This window comes from Gordonia sp. IEGM753 (genome assembly GCF_050321825.1).
In the GTDB taxonomy this organism is placed as follows: domain Bacteria; phylum Pseudomonadota; class Gammaproteobacteria; order Pseudomonadales; family Pseudomonadaceae; genus Aquipseudomonas.
In genome coordinates, this window is the sequence record NZ_JBNQGB010000001.1 from 336,637 (window position 1) to 354,883 (window position 18,247).

The window sequence follows — 18,247 nt, forward strand, 5'->3', positions numbered from 1 at the left end:
CTCACACTGATCGGGTACTTTCGGTGATTCAATCAGGGCGAGCTCCATCTGGATGCCGCCCTTTTTTGTGCAAGAGCATTATGCAAAGCAGCAGTAACCTATTTCCTGTCGCCCTGATCAGCGCCGAACGTCGCGGTGATTTGAGCGAAGACGTTTATCGTTTGAAACCTGGTAACAGCCCTGATGGCACCGTCGAACTGGCGGTCACGCGGCTTGGCATGGCCGATGACTCGGCGGCGCGCGGTGTGCCGATCATTCTGTTGCACGGCAGTTTTTCCAATCGGCGCTTCTGGTTCTCGCCCAAGGGCCTGGGCCTGGGCGCTTATTTGACGCGCCTTGGGTTCGATGTGTGGATCCCGGAAATGCGTGGGCACGGCTTGTCACAGCGCAACCACAACTACCGCAAGAACCGGGTTGCCGACTACGCTCGTTACGATTTGCCAGCCATCGGCGCGTTCGTGCGTGAACAGAGTGGTCAGATTCCGCACTGGATTGGCCACTCGTTGGGCGGCATCACGCTGGCGGCTGCGTTGGGTGGTGAGTACATCGGTGAGCCCGTGGTGGCGTCTGCGGCATTCTTCGGCACGCAAGTCAGTCGTACTTACTGGCCGCTGAAGATTCCGCCCGTGGAGTGGGGCGGGCGTTTCATTCTCAAGCGTTTCGCTCAGTTGTCTGGTTCGCGGCTAAAGCGTGGCCCTGAAGACGAGCCCATTGGCCTCGCCGTGGAAAGCATGCGCTGGTATGGCCTGTTCGGCCGTTTTGGCGATGCGGACAAGGATTGGTGGAAGGGTTTGGCCAATGTTCAGTTGCCGGTGTTGGCCGTGAGCGCCAGCGGCGATCATCAAGACCCGAGTTGGGCTTGCCGTAAATTGTTCGAGCAGATCGGCTCCGAGCAAAAGCAATTCATCGAACTGGGGCGCGGCCAGGGCTTCGGCGACAATTTCGGTCACGTCGAGATGCTCGTCAGCAAAGCCGCGCAGGCAGAGGTGTGGCCGCTGGTCGCTCGCTGGCTGGTTGATCAACAGACGCCTTTGCTCGGTGAAAAAGCCGATTTGGCCACGGCGGTCTGAGCCTGATGCTCTATCAAGGGCATTTCGCTCTGATCGGCTTGCGGCTAAGATATGACGCATTCAGCGATTCTGGTCATTTTCAATGGCTGAATCATCAGTGATGTTCGTGTCGCTTTCCTCTTTACAGGAGTTTCTCGATGAACCATTACCTCACGCCTGACCTGTGCGACGCCTATCCGGAACTGGTGCAGGTGCTGGAACCGATGTTCAGCAATTTCGGTGGCCGTGATTCTTTCGGCGGCGAAATCGTGACCATCAAGTGTTTCGAAGACAACTCGCTGGTCAAGGAGCAAGTCGATCTCAAAGGTGATGGCAAGGTCCTGGTTGTCGATGGCGGCGGTTCCCTGCGTCGTGCACTGCTGGGCGACATGCTGGCCGAGAAAGCGGCGAAAAACGGCTGGGAAGGGCTGGTTATCTACGGCTGTATTCGCGACGTCGATGTCATCGCCCAAACCGATCTCGGCGTGCAAGCGCTGGCCAGCCATCCAATGAAAACCGACAAGCGCGGCATCGGCGACCTCAACGTCGCGGTGACCTTTGCCGGCGTAACCTTCCATCCAGGTCATTACATTTACGCGGACAACAACGGTGTGATCATCTCGCCCAGCCCGCTGAAGATGCCTGAGTAATAAGCGAAACCAAAAAAGGGCTGAGGATGTTCGAGGAAGAAAACGCGCAATGGGGTCTGGTGCATGCCCTGGTGCTGGACGGTAAAGGCGGCGCGCGTTCGATAGCCCGGACTGAACTCGATGACTTGCAGTTGCAGGCGCACGAAAGCCTGTGGCTGCACTGGGATCGCAGCCATCCGCAAACCCAGACCTGGCTGCGTCAATCCAGTGGTCTGAGCGAATTCAGCTGTGACCTGCTGCTTGAAGAGAACACCCGGCCGCGCCTGTTGCCGCTGGCTGATAACGAGCTGCTGCTGTTTTTGCGCGGGATCAACATGAACCCCGGTGCCGAACCGGAAGACATGGTCTCGGTGCGCATCTTCGCCTCGCCGCAGCGGGTTATCTCGTTGCGCTTGCGCCCGCTGCGGGCCACCGATGAATTGCTGGTGCAGCTCAACGAAGGCAAAGGTCCGAAGACAGCATCCGAACTCATCCTTTATATGGCGCAGTACCTCACCAACAAGGTGCAGGATCTGGTCACGTGCCTCTCGGAAATCGTCGATGAGGAAGAAGAAAAAATAGACGCCGACGAACGGTATACGCCTGAGCATGGCGCTGTTCTTCAGATCCGTCGCAGGGCGGCCGGACTGAAGCGTTTTCTCGCTCCGCAGCGCGATATCTTTGGCCAGCTGACGCGGATAAAACTGCCTTGGTTTGTCGAGGATGACGGCGACTACTGGAACGAATTGAACAACAGTTTGACCCGCTATCTTGAAGAGCTGGAACTGACCCGCGAGCGAGTAGGGCTGGTCCTCGAGGCCGAAGACCGGCGATTGAGCGTGCGCATGAACCGCACGATGTACCGCTTCGGAATAATCACCGGGATCTTTTTGCCGATGAGTTTTCTGACCGGTTTGCTTGGTATCAATGTGGGCGGTATTCCGTTCTCTGCAAGTCCGTATGGCTTCCTGATCGCCTGCCTGATGATGGTCTCGGTAGCGCTCGGGCAGTGGTGGTTATTCCGGCGTTTGCGTTGGGTCTGAACATTCGTCATGTGACCCGGGCAAATTTGGTCGCGTCTTTCACAGACATCAGAGAGGTGCGTATGCACGATCCGTTTGAACAGTCTTTGCGCGACATGCTCAACGCAACCCCGTCCACCCGGGACGACGATGCGTGCCTTGGGCGTGTACTGAAAACCGCCAACCGCCAGGTCGGCGCCGGCGATCTGTTCAGCCTGCTGGGCCGCTGGTTGCCCGCGCTGATGATCGCCCTTAACAACGGTTCGGCGCACGTCTCGCCGGTTTCCCGTCACCGTAAACCTACCGCTCGCACTGCTGATAAGGCTGATTGAATATGGAACTTGATCTCTGGACTCAAAGCCTCGTCACTGCAATGACTGCGTTATGGACCAAGATTGCCAACTTCATTCCGAACCTGTTCGGCGCACTGGTTGTGCTGCTGTTGGGCTTCGTGGTTGCCAAGCTGCTGGACACGCTGCTCTCCAAATTGCTCGCCAAATTGGGCCTTGATCGCCTGATGGGCGGTACCGGTCTGACCAAATTGTTGTCCCGTGCCGGGCTTCAAGTACCGATCTCGACACTGATCGGCAAAATCGTTTATTGGTTCGTTCTGCTGATTTTTCTGGTATCTGCCGCAGAATCCCTTGGACTTGAACGAGTTTCAGCTACGCTAGACATGCTTGCGCTGTATTTACCGAAAGTATTTGGTGCCGCGCTCGTGTTGCTGGTCGGTGTATTGCTGGCGCAACTGGCCAACGGGCTGGTGCGCGGCGCGGCAGAGGGCGTTGGGCTGGACTACGCTGCAGGGCTGGGGCGAATTGCGCAGGGGCTGGTGATTATCATCAGTATTTCGGTCGCAATCAGCCAGTTGGAGGTCAAGACTGACCTGCTTAACCATGTAATTGTGATCGTTTTGATTACCGTTGGTCTGGCGGTAGCGCTGGCCATGGGATTGGGAAGCCGGGAAATTGCCGGTCAGATTCTTGCGGGAATCTACGTGCGTGAGTTGTATCAGGTTGGGCAACAAGTACGTGTTGGCGAGGTCGAAGGCCAGATCGAAGAGATCGGCACGGTTAAAACCACATTGCTGACCGATGAGGGTGAGCTAGTCTCTCTCTCGAATCGGATTCTCCTGGAGCAGCATGTGAGTAGCCGCTAATCCGGCAAACCCTGCTAATGTATGCCGCCGCAAATTACCCTGTCCGGGATGCGGCGGACATTGACCTGACTGTCGGCCCGACTTGTTTTGAATAAAGCTCAATCGCTCTCCACGCGCTACGACCCCCGCGAGCTCTCTGATGAGGAGTTGGTCGCGCGCTCGCATACCGAGCTGTTTCACGTAACACGCGCCTATGAAGAATTGATGCGCCGTTACCAACGAACATTATTTAACGTCTGTGCACGATATCTTGGGAACGATCGCGACGCGGACGATGTCTGTCAGGAAGTGATGTTGAAGGTGTTGTATGGTCTGAAGAACTTCGAGGGTAAATCGAAGTTCAAAACATGGCTATATAGCATCACGTACAACGAATGCATCACGCAGTATCGGAAGGAAAGGCGAAAGCGTCGCTTGATGGACGCGTTGAGTCTGGACCCCCTCGAGGAAGCGTCTGAAGAAAAGATGCCAAAACCTGAGGACAAGGGTGGACTTGATCGCTGGCTGGTGTATGTGAACCCGATTGACCGTGAAATTCTGGTGCTACGATTTGTCGCAGAGCTGGAGTTTCAGGAGATCGCAGACATCATGCACATGGGTTTGAGTGCAACAAAAATGCGGTACAAACGCGCTCTAGACAAATTACGTGAGAAATTTGCAGGCATTGCTGAAACTTAGTTCAGCGCAAATATCTCTTACGTGTAGGCAAGTTCTGATAGAATTGCCGCCGAGTTGTCCCCCGGTTTGCGGGACTGCTTCACAATCACCAGATGGGGATTTAACGGATGAAACTGAAAAACACCTTGGGCTTGGCCATTGGTTCTCTTATTGCCGCTACTTCTTTCGGCGTTCTGGCACAAGGCCAAGGCGCAGTTGAAGGCGAGCTGTTCTACCAGAAGAAGTACAACGACAGCGTAAATCACGTTGAAGATGGTCAGAACCCTGGCGCCCGTATCGGTTACTTCATTACCGACGACGTACTGGTTGGTCTGGGCTACGACAAAGGCAACTACACCCGTTCGAACGACGGTACCGGTAGCCAGAAAATCAAGAGCGACAACTTCAAGTTGTTCTCCCAGTACCACTTCAACAACCCAGGCGACATGCTGCGTCCATACGTTGAAGGTAGCGTTGGCCACAAGAGCATGACCGGCGTCGAAGCTGACGGTCACAATGGTCGTGACCAGTCGACTTTCGTAGGTGTTGGTGCTGGCGCCAAGCTGTACTTCACTGACAACTTCTATGCCCGTGCTGGTGTTGAAGCTGACTACAAACTGGACAACGGCCGTTGGGACTACGCTCCTACCGTTGGTCTGGGTGTGAACTTCGGTGGCGGCTCCAAGCCTGCTGCTGCTCCAGTTCCAGCTCCGGCTGAAGTCTGCTCCGACAGCGACAACGATGGCGTTTGCGACAACGTTGACAAGTGCCCGGACACCCCAGCCAACGTAACTGTTGACGCTGATGGCTGCCCAGCAGTTGCTGAAGTTGTTCGTGTTGAGCTGGACGTGAAATTCGACTTCGACAAGTCGGTAGTTAAGCCTAACAGCTACGGCGACATCAAAAACCTCGCTGACTTCATGAAGCAGTACCCATCCACCACCACTACTGTTGAAGGTCACACTGACTCCGTCGGTCCTGACGCTTACAACCAGAAACTGTCTGAGCGTCGTGCAAACGCCGTTAAACAAGTTCTGACCAACCAGTACGGTGTTGAATCGTCCCGCGTTCAGTCTGTTGGCTACGGCGAATCCCGCCCAGTTGCTGACAACAAAACTGAAGCTGGTCGTGCTGTTAACCGTCGCGTAGAAGCGCAGGTTGAAGCTCAAGCTAAGTAATTAGCTCGCAGCTCTGGTAAAAGCCCGGCTTAGGCCGGGCTTTTCTTTGCCTGCGATTTGGCTTTCCTCGCAAGCGGCTACTGCACCGATCACCAGGATCGCCGGGCTTTTCAATTCAAAGGCGCAGGCATCTTCTTCCATGGCTGTCAGGTTGCTTCGGCATTGTCGTTGATGCGCCAAGGATGCGTTTTCGATCATGGCCACCGGCGTGTCGCAGGCCATGCCTGCGCTCAGCAGTTGCTGGCGAATCTCGCTCAGTTTCGCCACCCCCATGTAAATCACCAGCGTCGTGCCACTGTGAGCCAAGGCTTGCCAGTTCAGGCTGCTGTCGTCCTGCGTATGCGCAGTCACCAGCGTTACACCGCGTGCAACTCCACGCAGGGTCAACGGAATGTCGCACTGCGTCGCACCTGCCAGTCCTGCGGTGATGCCATTCACCAACTCGACAACAACACCGCGCTCGCGCAGCCATTGAGCCTCTTCACCACCGCGACCAAAAATGCACGGATCGCCGCCCTTGAGGCGCGCCACGCATTTGCCCTGGCGTGCATACCGCAACATCAGCCGATGAATGAACGCCTGAGGTGTGGAACGGCAGCCGCCACGCTTGCCGACGGCAATAATCCGTGCCTGCGGACAATGCTCCAGCACCGCGTCGTTGACCAAATCATCGATCAGCACCACATCGGCCTCTCTCAACGCCCGAACGGCTTTAAGGGTCAGCAATTCCGGATCACCAGGCCCTGCGCCCACCAGCCAGACTTTTGCATTCATAACGTTTTCCTCACGAGGTAATGGCGATGGGTTGCATTTGAGCAGCCAGCAGACGCTTGATTTGCGGGACACACGAACCGCATTGCGTACCGCAGCCCAGTTCTTCTTTCAGCCCTTGCAGATCCAGCCCGCCAGCAATACCGGCGCACACTGCGCTTTGGCTGACGTTTTTGCAGTTGCACAGAATTACGTTGCCAGCCGCTGGCGCATGGACGTCGCCCGGTGGGGCACTGAGTGGCGCCAGCAGCCACCGCCGCAGTTGCTCGTCGGCGCGGCCTTCCAGCCACAGGTTTTGCAGCCAGTGCTGTGCAAGCGTTTCACCGGCCAGTCGAATGGCGGTGATTCGACCGTTTTCGATGCGCACGCGCTTACCGATGGCGCGTCGTGGATCGTCGTAGGCCAACACCGGGCCTTCGGTGAGTTTCAGGCACTCATCAATGGCGCGCAGCAGATGCGGCTCAGGCGCGACGGTGCTGGCGGCGCGTATCAGCAGCGCGGGACGCTCACGGCCAGCAAGGCTGAGGCTCACGTAGGAAAAAGCCTCACAGAGCGGTCGTAGCGTCTCAAAGTGCTGTTGAACATTGCCCTCGATCAAAGCGAAAAGGTGCCAGGGCAGATTCACCGGCTCCAGGCGTACAGCGCTGTGTTTGAGTTCTGGCTGTTTTGAGAGCGGATCGAACGCCGGCAGGGTCAGGGTATTCACCCCGCCCTTGAGAAAGCGGTCACCGAAATGCATCGGTAGAAAGGCTTGGCCGGGGCGCACATTGTCGTCGCTGGCGACGGCAACGATCACCGCGCCGCGTCGGCTTTTCAGGCTTGTGAGGTCACCTGGCTGCAGCCGATGGCGGCGCAATTCATCCGGGTGCAGGCTCACGACAGCGTCGCTGACATGACCAAACAGTTGAGCAGCGGTGCCGGTGCGGCTCATGCCATGCCATTGATCGCGCAGGCGTCCGGTGATCAGGGTCAGCGGGAAGCGTGCATCGCGTTGTTCTTTGGCGGCGCGATACGGTTCGGCAATAAATTGCGCTCGTCCGCTGGCGGTCGGGAAAATACCGTCCAGATAAAGTCGGGCGGTGCCTTGCGTGGCTCCCGTGGGGAACGGCCACTGTTGCGGCCCTATCTGGTCGATCAGTGCGTGGCTGATGCCGGATAAGTCCAGATCCCGACCGCGAGTCAGTTGCTTGTACTCGTCAAAGAGCTGCGCAGGCTGTGCGAACGCAAACAGGCAGGCTTGTCCGGGCCGCAGGTGTTTCTCCAGGCGCTGCGCGAAATCTACGGTAATCGCCCAGTCGGACCGCGCTTCACCCGGTGCGAGGATTGCCTGGCGGACGTGGGAAATGCGCCGCTCGGAGTTAGTCACCGTGCCGTCCTTTTCGCCCCAACTGGCAGCGGGCAACAACAGGTCGGCAAACGCTGCGGTTTCGGTCGTGCGAAAGGCTTCCTGCAATACCACGAACGGGCAGGCTTGAAGGGCCGCGCGCACGGAGGTCTGATCTGGCAGCGATTGTGCGGGATTAGTACAGGCGATCCATAAGGCTTTGATTTTGCCGCTGCCGACCTGCTCAAACAGTTCGATGGCGGTGAGCCCGGTGTTCTCGGGCAGCTGATCCACACCCCAATAGTCCGCCACTTGCGCTCGGTGTTCGGCATTCGCCGCATCACGATGGCCTGGCAGCAAGTTCGACAACGCGCCGGTTTCTCTTCCGCCCATGGCGTTTGGCTGACCGGTCAACGAGAAAGGTCCTGCGCCTGGGCGGCCGATTTGCCCGGTGGCGAGGTGCAGGTTGATCAGCGCACTGTTCTTTGCGCTGCCGGCCGTGGATTGGTTGAGTCCCATGCACCACAACGATAAAAAACTCGGTGAGGTGCCGACCCATTCGGCGCACTGCTGCAGTTGTTCGAGGCTGATTCCGCAGAGTTGCGAAACCATTTGGGGCGTGTAGTCGCGGACCAGTTTTTTCAGCTCGGGCAAGCCGTCGGTGTGAGCGTTGATAAAATCGCGGTCGACCCAGTCTTCCCACAGCAACAGATGCAAAATCCCATGAAACAGGGCGACATCGGTACCGGGAAGAATGGCCAGGTGCAGGTCGGCCAACTCGCACGTATCGGTACGACGCGGGTCGATGACGATGACTCTCATCTGTGGGCGACGGGATTTCGCTTCTTCCAGGCGTCGAAACAGTACCGGGTGCGCATAGGCCATATTGCTGCCGACGATCATCACGCAGTCGCTCAGCTCTAGGTCTTCGTAGCTGCACGGCGGTGCATCGGCGCCAAGGCTGCGCTTGTAGCCGACCACCGCCGAGGACATGCACAGCCGCGAATTGCTGTCGATGTTGTTAGTGCCCACCAGTGCCCGCGCCAGTTTATTGAAGGCGTAATAGTCCTCGGTCAACAGTTGCCCCGAGACGTAGAACGCCACGCTGTCCGGGCCGTGCTCGGCGATGGTCTTGGCAAAAACGCTGGCGGCGTGATCAAGCGCGGTGTCCCAATCGGTGCGGCTGCGAGCCAGGTTTTTGCCCAGCCGCAGTTCCGGGTGCAAGGCCCGAGCGGCCAGATCGCCCGTCAAGTGCAGCGTCGAGCCCTTGCTGCACAGTTTGCCGAAATTCGCCGGGTGCGCCGGATCGCCGCTGACGCCAAGGATGCGCTCGCCGTCATGCTCGATCAGTACGCCGCAGCCAACCCCGCAATAGCAGCAGGTGGACGCGGTAGTCTGGCGGTCCATCAGCCTGCGTCCCGTAATGCCAACATCACCCGACCCTTGTCGACCCGTGCCGGGTGGTGATGCGCGCAACCAATGTCCGGCGCCTGCGCTTCGCCGGTTTGCAGGTCGATCTGCCAGTTGTGCAACGGGCAGGCGACCCGTTTGCCGTAGATAAGGCCTTGCGACAACGGGCCGCCCTTGTGTGGGCAGCGGTCGTCGAGGGCGAAAACCTCATCGTCGCTGGTGCGGAAAACCGCAATGTCACCTTTGGGGCCGGCGATGATCCGGGAGCCGAGTACGTTGATTTCTTCCAGCGCACAGATGTCCAGCCAGTTCATACCAGCACCTCCAGATTTTTCACCGCGATGACGTCGAATTCCTTCTTCAGCAAGGGCTGTTCCAGGCGTTCTTTCCACGGATCCTGTTCGAACGAAAGGGAAAACTGCAGGCGCTCGTTGAGTGCCTTGCGCCGCTGCGGGTCCTGCAACACTGCATTCTTGATGTGTTCCATGCCAACCCGATGCAGGTAGTGCACGGTGCGTTCGAGGTAGAAGGCTTCCTCGCGGTACAACTGCAGGAATGCGCCGTTGTATTCGCGCACTTCCTCGGCGGTTTTCAGCTTGACGAAGAACTCCGCGACTTCGGTTTTGATGCCGCCATTGCCGCCGATGTACATTTCCCAACCGGATTCGACGCCGATAATGCCGACGTCTTTGATGCCCGCTTCCGAGCAATTGCGCGGGCATCCAGACACCGCCAGTTTGACCTTGTGCGGCGACCACATATTGAAAAGGTCGTGCTCCAGCTCAATGCCCAGTTGCGTTGAATTTTGGGTGCCGAAGCGGCAGAACTCGCTACCGACGCAGGTTTTGACCGTGCGGATCGATTTGCCGTAAGCATGCCCGGACGGCATGTCGAGGTCCTTCCAGACGCCCGGCAAGTCCTGTTTCTTGATGCCCAGCAAGTCGATGCGTTGGCCGCCGGTCACCTTGACCATCGGCACGTTGTACTTGTCGGCGACGTCGGCGATGCGCCGCAGTTCTGAAGGGTTGGTCACACCGCCCCACATCCGCGGGACGACCGAGTAAGTACCGTCCTTTTGAATATTGGCGTGCGCGCGCTCATTGATCAGGCGTGATTGCGGATCGTCTTTGGCTTCGCCCGGCCAGGTTGAAATCAGGTAGTAATTGAGTGCCGGGCGGCAAGTGGCGCAACCGTTGGGCGTTCTCCAGTTCAAGTAGCTCAACGTGTCGGCGATGGTCAGCAGGTGCTGCTCGCGTATGGCTTGGCGGATATGCCCGTGATTAAGGTCGCTGCAGCCGCAAATGGCTTTTTCGCTCTTCGGTTTGACGTCCGCTGCGCCACCCACGGTGTTGATCAGGATCTGTTCCACCAGTCCGGCGCAGGAGCCACAGGAGCTGGCGGCTTTGGTGTGTTTCTTGACCTCGTCCACGCTGAACAGGCCTTGCTCTTGAATCGCTTTGACGATGGTGCCTTTGCACACGCCGTTGCAGCCGCAGACTTCGGTGGTGTCGGCCATGCCCATGGCATTGTTCTGGCCTTGGTGTCCGGTGTCGCCCAGCGCGTTCTCGCCAAACATCAGGTGATCGCGGATTTCACCGATGGCGTGCTGCTCGCGGATTTGCCGGAAATACCAGCCGCCGTCAGCCGTATCCCCGTATAAACAGGCGCCGACCAGCACGTCATCCTTGATCACCAATTTTTTATAAATGCCGCCAATCGGGTCGCACAGAGTGATGGTTTCGGTGCCTTCGCCACCCATGAAGTCGCCGGCAGAGAACAGGTCGATGCCGGTGACCTTTAATTTGGTCGACGTCACCGAGCCTTTGTAGGTGGCGAATCCCAGTTGTGCGAGGTGGTTGGCGCAGACCTTGGCCTGCTCGAACAATGGTGCCACCAGACCGTAGGCAATGCCGCGATGGCTGGCACATTCGCCGATCGCATAGATCCGTGGGTCGTACGTTTGCAGCGTGTCATTGACCAAAATTCCACGGTTGCACGGGATGCCGGATTGTTCCGCGAGTTCGGTGTTTGGGCGAATACCGGCAGCCATGACCACCAGGTCCGCAGGAATGATGTCGCCATTGTTGAACTGCACCGATCCGACCCGGCCATCGCCCGCGTCGTGCAGCGCCTGGGTTTGCTCGCTCAGGCGAAAGTGCAGGCCACGTGCTTCGAGCGCGGTTTGCAGTAATTGACCGCTGGTTTTGTCCAGTTGGCGATCCAGAAGCCATTCGCCGATGTGCACCACGGTCACGTGCATGCCGCGCAACATCAGGCCGTTCGCCGCTTCCAGGCCGAGCAGGCCGCCACCAATCACCACCGCATGCCGGTGGGTTTTTGCGGTGTCGATCATCACCTGTGTGTCGGCGATGTCGCGATAGCCGATAACCCCATTCAAGGTGTTGCCGGGGATCGGCAGAATAAACGGCGTCGAGCCGGTGGCAATCAACAAGCGATCGTATTCGGCTTCGGAACCGTCATCAGCGATAACCCGGCGTTTAACCCGATCGATTTGCACCACTTTGCGGTTCAGAAAAAGCCTGATGTGATTGTCCAGGTACCAGTCCAGATCGTTGAGCACAATCTCTTCGAAGCTTTGCTCCCCCGCCAACACAGGCGAGAGCAGGATGCGGTTGTAGTTGGTGTGGGGTTCCGCACCGAAGACCGTGATGTCGTAGAGCTCAGTGCTCAGTTTGAGCAGTTCTTCCAGGGTGCGCACGCCGGCCATGCCATTGCCGATCATTACCAGTTTCAGCTTTTTCATCAGGTTCTCCGGGGAGCTCGGACCCGCCTCATCAGGGCGTTTCAAGTCGTGCTCGACAAATTTTGCGCAAACAAAAAAAGGCGTCCCGCTAGTTGCCTAGCGAGGACGCCTTTGTCCTTGTCCCGTTCTCTCGGGAAGCACAGCCTTCGTCGTTGAAGGCTGGGCTTTATGTATGGTGAAACGAGTAATGCAGTGCTTGTGCCAAGTCGTCCGCCCTCGGTTTTATTGGGCCGCCGGCGAGTCTGCGTTGCAGCCTCCAAAGGTTATTGCACCGTATGGACGCGCGTTGCCCGTTAATGGAGCGCCAGGTACACCAGCACCAGGTTTGCCAGTAACGACGCCAGCGCCAGGGTTTGCCAGACTTTCAACGGTTCGCGTTCCAGCAACGGGCGCGGCCTGACACTTAAGCTCTGGCGTTCGCCCTGTTCCAACTGCAGCAGCCATTCTTCGGCGGTTTCAAAGCGCTGATCAGGGTCTGCCGCAACAGCGCGCTGCAGGCCGTGTGCAATCCATTCCGGCAGGTCTGGCCGGTAACGGCTGGCACTGGTCGGCGTACCAAAACGTGGGCGCTGGAATGCTTCGATTTCACCGTAGGGATAATGCCCGGTGAGCAACCAGAACAAGGTCACGCCGACCGCATACAGGTCCTGTCGCGGTGCCGGGGCCATGCCGCCAAACGCTTCCGGCGCAAGATAGCTCGGTGTTCCGGGCAAGGTCGACGCTTGATCTTGCGACAGCCCCGCACAGTAGGCGAGGCCAAAGTCCAGCAAGCGCAATTCGCCGTCGTCGCCAAGCAGCACATTCTCAGGCTTGATGTCGCGGTGCAGAATTTGCCGTCGGTGCAGCATGCCCACGGCTCGCAGCAGGCGTTCAGCCAAATCCAGCCATTGTGGCAACGGCAATGGGCCGACAGTGGCGTGCAATTGCGCCAGGTTTTTGCCGGCATATTCGCGCATCACGTAGTACAAATGCTGACGCTGACTGGCGGCATGGACTTCAGGAAAATGACGGCCGGCGACGCGTTTCAGAAACCACTCTTCCGCCAACAAGGCTTGGCCGGCCAAAGGGTCATCGTGCAAACGGGCGGGCAAGGTTTTCAATAACCACGGTTGTTGCTGCTCGTCGCGCACCCGGTACACCAGTGATTGCTGGCTCTGGGCGCGAATACTTTCCACATGCCAACCTTCGAACGCCTGACCCGGTTTGAGGGTGGGCGGCAGCGGCCACTGCTGCAGTTGAATCAGCGCATCGCCGATACCGGTTTCACCGAGAGCGTCGACGCGTACCAACAAAGCGCTGGCGTTGTCCTGGCTGCCGGCCAGATGCGCCGCACTGACCAATGTACGTGCGGCGCTGTGCAGGTCGGGCTGATCGCGCAGGATCGCTGCAACAGCGGTGTCGCCCAGGACTGCCCAGATCCCATCGCTGAGCAGCACGAAACTTTCATTGAGGCGCAGTTCGCCATCCAGAAAATCCAGCACCAGGTGTTGATCCAGGCCCAGTGCGCGTTTCAGCACATGTTGCATGCCCGGCTGATCCCACACATGGTCTTCGCTGATTCGCTGCAGTTGATCGGCGTGCCAGCGATAGACCCGGCAATCGCCGACATGTGCCAGCGTGAAACGTCGCCCGCGCAGGACCAGCGCGCTGACGGTGGTCAATAGCGGTTGTCCGCCGCCATTGGCCTGCAGCCAGCGATTTTGTGCTTGCAGCAACCGGTCCAGCGACTGCGCGACGCCCCAGGTTTGCGGCGTGGCGTAATAGTCCTGGGCCATCGCCTGCAAGGTTGAGCGGGCAGCCAGACCGCCGTCGGCACACTGGCTGACCCCGTCGGCGATGGCGAACAGGTAACCCTTGCTTGCTGCCAGCGCCGGGGCCGGTGTCACCAGGCGCAACGCGTCCTGATTCTCCTCGCGCGGGCCGATAGCGCTGGCTTCGGCGAAGCTCAGTTGCAGGCTCATGAGTCCTCAGACCCGGGCTGCAGTCACGGCGGCCGAACCCCAAGTGGTTCTCCAGCGACGTTTAACACCATGCAGGCCGAACCAGGCCAGGACGCCGAGGCTGGCAAACAACCACAACGCCATCTGATAGCTGCCGGTACTTTGCTTGATTGCACCCATGCCCGCCGCCAGCGCAAAACCGCCCATGCCACCGGCCATGCCGATCAAACCGGTCATCACGCCGATCTCCCGACGAAAACGCTGCGGCACCAGTTGGAACACTGCGCCATTGCCTGCGCCCAGACCCAGCATGGTGCACACAAACAGCGCCAGCGCAGCGTAGGAGTTTGGCAAGTTGAAGCCCACGGCAGCGATGCAAATGGCGGCCACGGTGTACATCGCGAGCAACGTGCGAATGCCGCCAAAACGATCCGCCAGCGCTCCACCCAATGGCCGCATCAAACTGCCGCCGAAAACGCAGGCTGCGGTGTAGTAACCCGCGGTCACCGGGCTCAGCCCATATTGGTCGTTGAAGTAGCCGGGCAGGGCGCTGGCCAAGCCAATGAAGCCACCGAAGGTCACGCTGTAGAAAAACATGAACCACCAACTGTCACGGTCACCGAGGGCTTTGAAGTAGTCGGCCATGGACTTGGGTTGTGGCCGCTGCGGCGCGTTTTTCGCCAGCCAGACAAACACGATCAGGGTCAAGGTCAGCGGGATCAGGGCGAAACCGAACACGTTGCTCCAGCCGAACGCCGCCGCCATCACTGGCGCGATCAACGCCGCGAGTACGGTGCCAGAGTTGCCTGCGCCGGCGATGCCCAAGGCTTTGCCTTGGTGCTGGGGTGGATACCATTGCGAGGCCAGCGGCAGTGCGACGGCAAAGGAGGCGCCGGCCATGCCGAGGAACAGGCCCAGCAACAGCGCTTGCTCGTAGCTGTGAATACCCAGTTGCCAGGCACCGAGTAGCGCACCGATCACGATGACCTGGCCGATGATGCCAGCGGTTTTCGGCGAAAGACGATCAGCCAGCAAGCCCATGACAAACCGCAGCACCGCGCCGGCCAGAATCGGCGTGGCCACCACCAGACCACGCTGTTGCGTCGTCAGGTGCAAGTCAGCCGCAATCTGCACCGCCAACGGGCCAAGCAGGTACCAGACCATGAAACTCAGGTCGAAATAGAGGAAGGCTGCGAACAATGTCGGCCTATGACCGGATTTCCAGAAGCTTGAATTCATCGCGCACCTCAGCGGTAGGGGGTCTCGAAAAGGAGTGGTTAACCAGCAGGTGGGGCGCCGCAACGGCCGCACCACCGACCCCGGTCACTGGGGCCAAAACGAAAAAACGCCGCTACCTGATCCGCCGTGGGCGAATGAGGTGAGCGACGTCTTTGTCGTAGGTGGGGCAACCGCCGTTGGTTACCTGTAGAGATTGCATAGCCAGATGTGTGCCAACACTTGGAACCGGGTGTGGATTTTCGCAAGCAACCCGCACCTACATGAGGTGCGTATAGATCACCAACCCGCGTGGGAGCGGATTTGCTCGCGAAGAGGCCTCTAAAGCACCCTCAGGCATCAGCCCAGTAATTCACTCATCGCGATGATCTGTTCCGCGACCTGAATCAGCTTCTGCTGCTTGCTCATGGCCTGCCGACGCATCAGCGTATAGGCCTCTTCCTCGTTGCAATTTTTCATTTTCATCAGCAAGCCTTTGGCCAGTTCGATGCGTTTGCGCTCAGCCAATTGTTGGTCGCGGGCGTGCAGTTGAGCGCGCAGCGCCTGGTCACTCTCGAAACGGGCCATGGCCACGTCCAGAATTGGCTGCAAGCGCTGCGCGTGAATCCCTTCGACGATGTAGGCGCTGACGCCAGCCTTGATCGCCTGGCGCATCACGTTGGGATCATGCTCGTCAGTAAACATCACAATGGGGTGTGGCTGGTCGCGACTCACCAGCACCACTTGTTCCATGACATCGCGGCTGGGTGACTCGGTATCGATCAGGATCACGTCCGGGCGCACCGTTTCGACGCGTGTTGGCAGGTCGATGGTCAGGCCGGATTCGTCGATGACCTCAAATCCAGCTTCGGTCAGCGCCGCTTTCAGGCGCCCGACCTTTTTTGCGGTGTCGTTGATCAACAGGATACGCAGCATGTTCGCGGGCTCCTCAGCGGCGGGCGAGAAGGGGAGCGCTATCGCTCATGGCGTGCAATTTAAAACTGCGGGCATAGCCGGAAGGGTCTGAGCCGTCCCAGATTTTGCCGTCTATCAACTGGCTGCTGCGCATTTCCTGACCCCACGCTGCAACGCCGACTGCGGTGGCGGCCTCGCGATAGATGCCCAGTTGTTGAACCTGGCGTGCCACGGCGAGGTAATCCGGATCGTCGCGCAGCAGACCCCAACGCCGAAACTGCGTCATGAACCACATGCCATCGGAGAGGTACGGCAGATTGACTTCGCCGCCACCGTGGAATCGCAACGCGTGCGGGTCTTGCCAGCGATTGCCCAGGCCATCGGCGTAATCGCCCAGCAGGCGTGGCTCTATGCAGTCCAGTGGTGCGTCTAGATAGTCCGGCGCACTCAACAACTGCGCGGTGCTACGTCGATTTTCGTTGCTCTCGTCGATGAAGCGACTGGCCTCAAGGATCGACATCACCAGTGCCCGAGCGGTGTTGGGGTATTGCTCGACGAAATCGCGCGTGCAGCCGAGGACTTTTTCCGGATGGTCGGGCCAGATGGCCTGGGTCGTCGCCAGGGTAAAACCGAGGTTCTGCTTTACAGCGGCGGCACTCCACGGCTCACCGACGCAGAAACCGTCGATACGCCCGGCTTGCAAGTGCGCAACCATTTGCGGTGGCGGCACCACGACGCTGTCGACATCTTGCAGCGGATGAATGCCCTGGCTCGCCAGCCAGTAATACAGCCACATGGCGTGGGTGCCGGTGGGAAACGTCTGGGCAAAGGTCAATTTTGGGCGAACTTGGTGCGCGTGCCGATCCAGTGCCTCAGGACTGGTCACGCCTTGCGCCTGCAACCCATGTGAGAGGTTGATGCTTTGGCCGTTCTGGTTCAGGCCCATCAACACCGCCATGTCGGTCGCAGCCACGCCGCCGATGCCCAGGTGCACGGCATACACCAAACCATACAAACTGTGGGCGGCATCGAGTTCGCCAGTGACCAATTTATCCCGCAGATTGGCCCACGACGATTGGCGCTTGAGGTTCAGCGTCAGCCCATGGGGCTGGGCGAAACCTTGTGTAGCGGCCACCACCACCGAGGCGCAATCGCTGAGGGCCATGAAGCCCAGGTCAATCGTGGACTTTTCCGGGGCATCGCTGCCGTTGACCCAAGCCAGGGGGCCGGCTGTGGTTTCAATCATCGGATAAACACCTTCCATAAAAAAACGCCGTACCAGGCTGCTTGCCAGAGCAAGGCCGGGTGACGACGCCATTGTCCTTGCGCACATCCTGTCGTTGGCATGTGCACTGTTGGCAATGCCGGTGCAAGGCATATGCCAGCGCGAAATTCATCAGGTTTCCATCAGGATTGAATACGGCAGCTCTCGCATTCTGATGGTCATTGCAGCGCAGGTTGCAGAAGGAGGCCGGCGTGCAAAGACAACACCACACCACTACGTTTCCCGTTGTTCGCCTCGCCGAACACGTGCTGCACCTGCGCATCGGGGAAAACCCTGTCTGCCTGACTTCTGTGCATGGCGACCGGTGCGGTGAGTTGCCGGCTGGTTGGGAAGGATTGATCGCGACTCGCGGTGCACTTGAGGTGAGCGGTGGTCGCGTGTACGTCGCGGTGATGTCCGAAGTACCGCTGGTGAAATTGCAGGTGTTTTTCGACGTGAGCAACGCGCAGACCGAGCACCCCGTCGACTCTGTGGCATGGGCCACCTTGCCCGTGCCTTACGCAACTGCTCGGTTCGCCCGTGGATTGGAGCGCTGGTACGTCGAACAGGCGTTGCGCGACGATGTGTCGTATCGGCGTTTTGCCAGCCTGCTGCGCCACAACGAGAGCTATGGGCTGGTGCGATTTCTGTTGGAACAAGGCACTCACAGCGAAAAATTGATCACGCTGGCACGACGTTACGGCGTCTCGGTGTCGCACTTTCGTCGTTTGTGCCATCAAGCTTTGGGCACTGCAGCCAAGCCTGCATTGCGAGGTTGGCGTACGGCTCAGGCGCTGTTGAACATGAGCCTTGAAGACAGCTCGCTGACCGACGTGGCGCTGGAGTTCGGCTTTGCGTCGTCTTCGCACTTTTCAAAGGAAATTCGTGATCTGGTGGGGTATTCACCCAGCAGCCTGGCGGATATCACCCATCTTTCAAGCAAGTGAATC

16 protein-coding genes are annotated in these 18,247 nt (G+C 58.7%); 8 read left to right on the forward strand and 8 right to left on the reverse strand.

Features of this window, described 5'->3' with window-relative positions; all coding sequences use genetic code 11:
* The first annotated feature begins 80 nt into the window (after positions 1–80).
* From ACQR3R_RS01525 to ACQR3R_RS01555, 7 genes are all read left to right on the forward strand, one after another.
* The gene (locus ACQR3R_RS01525) at positions 81–1,070 is read left to right on the forward strand and encodes an alpha/beta fold hydrolase (protein ID WP_428270133.1); all 990 of its coding nucleotides are present in this window, start codon (positions 81–83) and stop codon (positions 1,068–1,070) included.
* A 137-nt stretch (positions 1,071–1,207) separates the two neighbouring features.
* On the forward strand, positions 1,208–1,699 hold the full coding sequence (gene rraA, locus ACQR3R_RS01530) for a ribonuclease E activity regulator RraA (RefSeq protein ID WP_428270134.1): 492 nt from the start codon (positions 1,208–1,210) through the stop codon (positions 1,697–1,699).
* 26 nt (positions 1,700–1,725) lie between these two features.
* Complete coding sequence (locus ACQR3R_RS01535) at positions 1,726–2,721, forward strand: CorA family divalent cation transporter (RefSeq protein WP_428270136.1); 996 nt, start codon at positions 1,726–1,728, stop codon at positions 2,719–2,721.
* A 62-nt stretch (positions 2,722–2,783) separates the two neighbouring features.
* Positions 2,784–3,032 (forward strand): hypothetical protein, encoded by a 249-nt coding sequence (locus tag ACQR3R_RS01540; protein WP_428270138.1) that lies wholly within the window; start codon positions 2,784–2,786, stop codon positions 3,030–3,032.
* Between the two features lie 2 nt (positions 3,033–3,034).
* Complete coding sequence (locus ACQR3R_RS01545) at positions 3,035–3,859, forward strand: mechanosensitive ion channel family protein (RefSeq protein WP_074875022.1); 825 nt, start codon at positions 3,035–3,037, stop codon at positions 3,857–3,859.
* An 87-nt stretch (positions 3,860–3,946) separates the two neighbouring features.
* Positions 3,947–4,537 carry an RNA polymerase sigma factor SigX gene (sigX, locus tag ACQR3R_RS01550; protein WP_131062998.1) on the forward strand — a complete coding sequence of 197 codons (591 nt, stop codon included), beginning with the start codon at positions 3,947–3,949 and terminating at the stop codon, positions 4,535–4,537.
* A gap of 107 nt (positions 4,538–4,644) precedes the next feature.
* A complete protein-coding gene (locus ACQR3R_RS01555; RefSeq protein ID WP_428270139.1) occupies positions 4,645–5,694 on the forward strand; it encodes an OmpA family protein in 1,050 nt (349 codons plus the stop codon).
* Here ACQR3R_RS01555 and cobA read toward each other — a convergent pair whose 3' ends face one another.
* The 8 genes from cobA to ACQR3R_RS01595 all read right to left on the reverse strand — a co-directional run bounded on the left by cobA (position 5,695) and on the right by ACQR3R_RS01595 (position 17,279).
* Complete coding sequence (gene cobA / locus ACQR3R_RS01560; RefSeq protein WP_428270140.1) at positions 5,695–6,468, reverse strand: uroporphyrinogen-III C-methyltransferase; 774 nt, start codon at positions 6,466–6,468, stop codon at positions 5,695–5,697. It abuts the gene before it with no gap.
* A gap of 10 nt (positions 6,469–6,478) precedes the next feature.
* On the reverse strand, positions 6,479–9,196 hold the full coding sequence (locus tag ACQR3R_RS01565) for a molybdopterin-dependent oxidoreductase (protein WP_428270141.1): 2,718 nt from the start codon (positions 9,194–9,196) through the stop codon (positions 6,479–6,481).
* Positions 9,196–9,513 carry a nitrite reductase small subunit NirD gene (gene nirD, locus ACQR3R_RS01570; RefSeq protein ID WP_428270142.1) on the reverse strand — a complete coding sequence of 106 codons (318 nt, stop codon included), beginning with the start codon at positions 9,511–9,513 and terminating at the stop codon, positions 9,196–9,198. Before nirD ends, ACQR3R_RS01565 begins: the two co-directional genes overlap by 1 nt.
* Positions 9,510–11,963 carry a nitrite reductase large subunit NirB gene (nirB, locus tag ACQR3R_RS01575; RefSeq protein WP_428270143.1) on the reverse strand — a complete coding sequence of 818 codons (2,454 nt, stop codon included), beginning with the start codon at positions 11,961–11,963 and terminating at the stop codon, positions 9,510–9,512. The genes nirD and nirB overlap by 4 nt, the downstream gene beginning before the upstream one ends.
* Before the next feature lie 293 nt (positions 11,964–12,256).
* A complete protein-coding gene (locus ACQR3R_RS01580) occupies positions 12,257–13,924 on the reverse strand; it encodes a protein kinase domain-containing protein (RefSeq protein ID WP_428270144.1) in 1,668 nt (555 codons plus the stop codon).
* A 6-nt stretch (positions 13,925–13,930) separates the two neighbouring features.
* Positions 13,931–15,142, reverse strand: a complete 1,212-nt coding sequence (locus tag ACQR3R_RS01585) for an MFS transporter (RefSeq protein WP_428270145.1) — start codon at positions 15,140–15,142, stop codon at positions 13,931–13,933.
* 336 nt (positions 15,143–15,478) lie between these two features.
* Positions 15,479–16,054 (reverse strand): ANTAR domain-containing protein, encoded by a 576-nt coding sequence (locus tag ACQR3R_RS01590; protein WP_428270146.1) that lies wholly within the window; start codon positions 16,052–16,054, stop codon positions 15,479–15,481.
* Between the two features lie 13 nt (positions 16,055–16,067).
* Complete coding sequence (locus ACQR3R_RS01595; RefSeq protein ID WP_428270147.1) at positions 16,068–17,279, reverse strand: ABC transporter substrate-binding protein; 1,212 nt, start codon at positions 17,277–17,279, stop codon at positions 16,068–16,070.
* Between the two features lie 230 nt (positions 17,280–17,509).
* Between ACQR3R_RS01595 and ACQR3R_RS01600 the strand changes: the two genes are divergently transcribed.
* Positions 17,510–18,244, forward strand: coding sequence for a helix-turn-helix domain-containing protein (locus ACQR3R_RS01600; protein WP_428270149.1), 735 nt, complete (start codon positions 17,510–17,512; stop codon positions 18,242–18,244).
* Positions 18,245–18,247 lie beyond the last annotated feature (3 nt).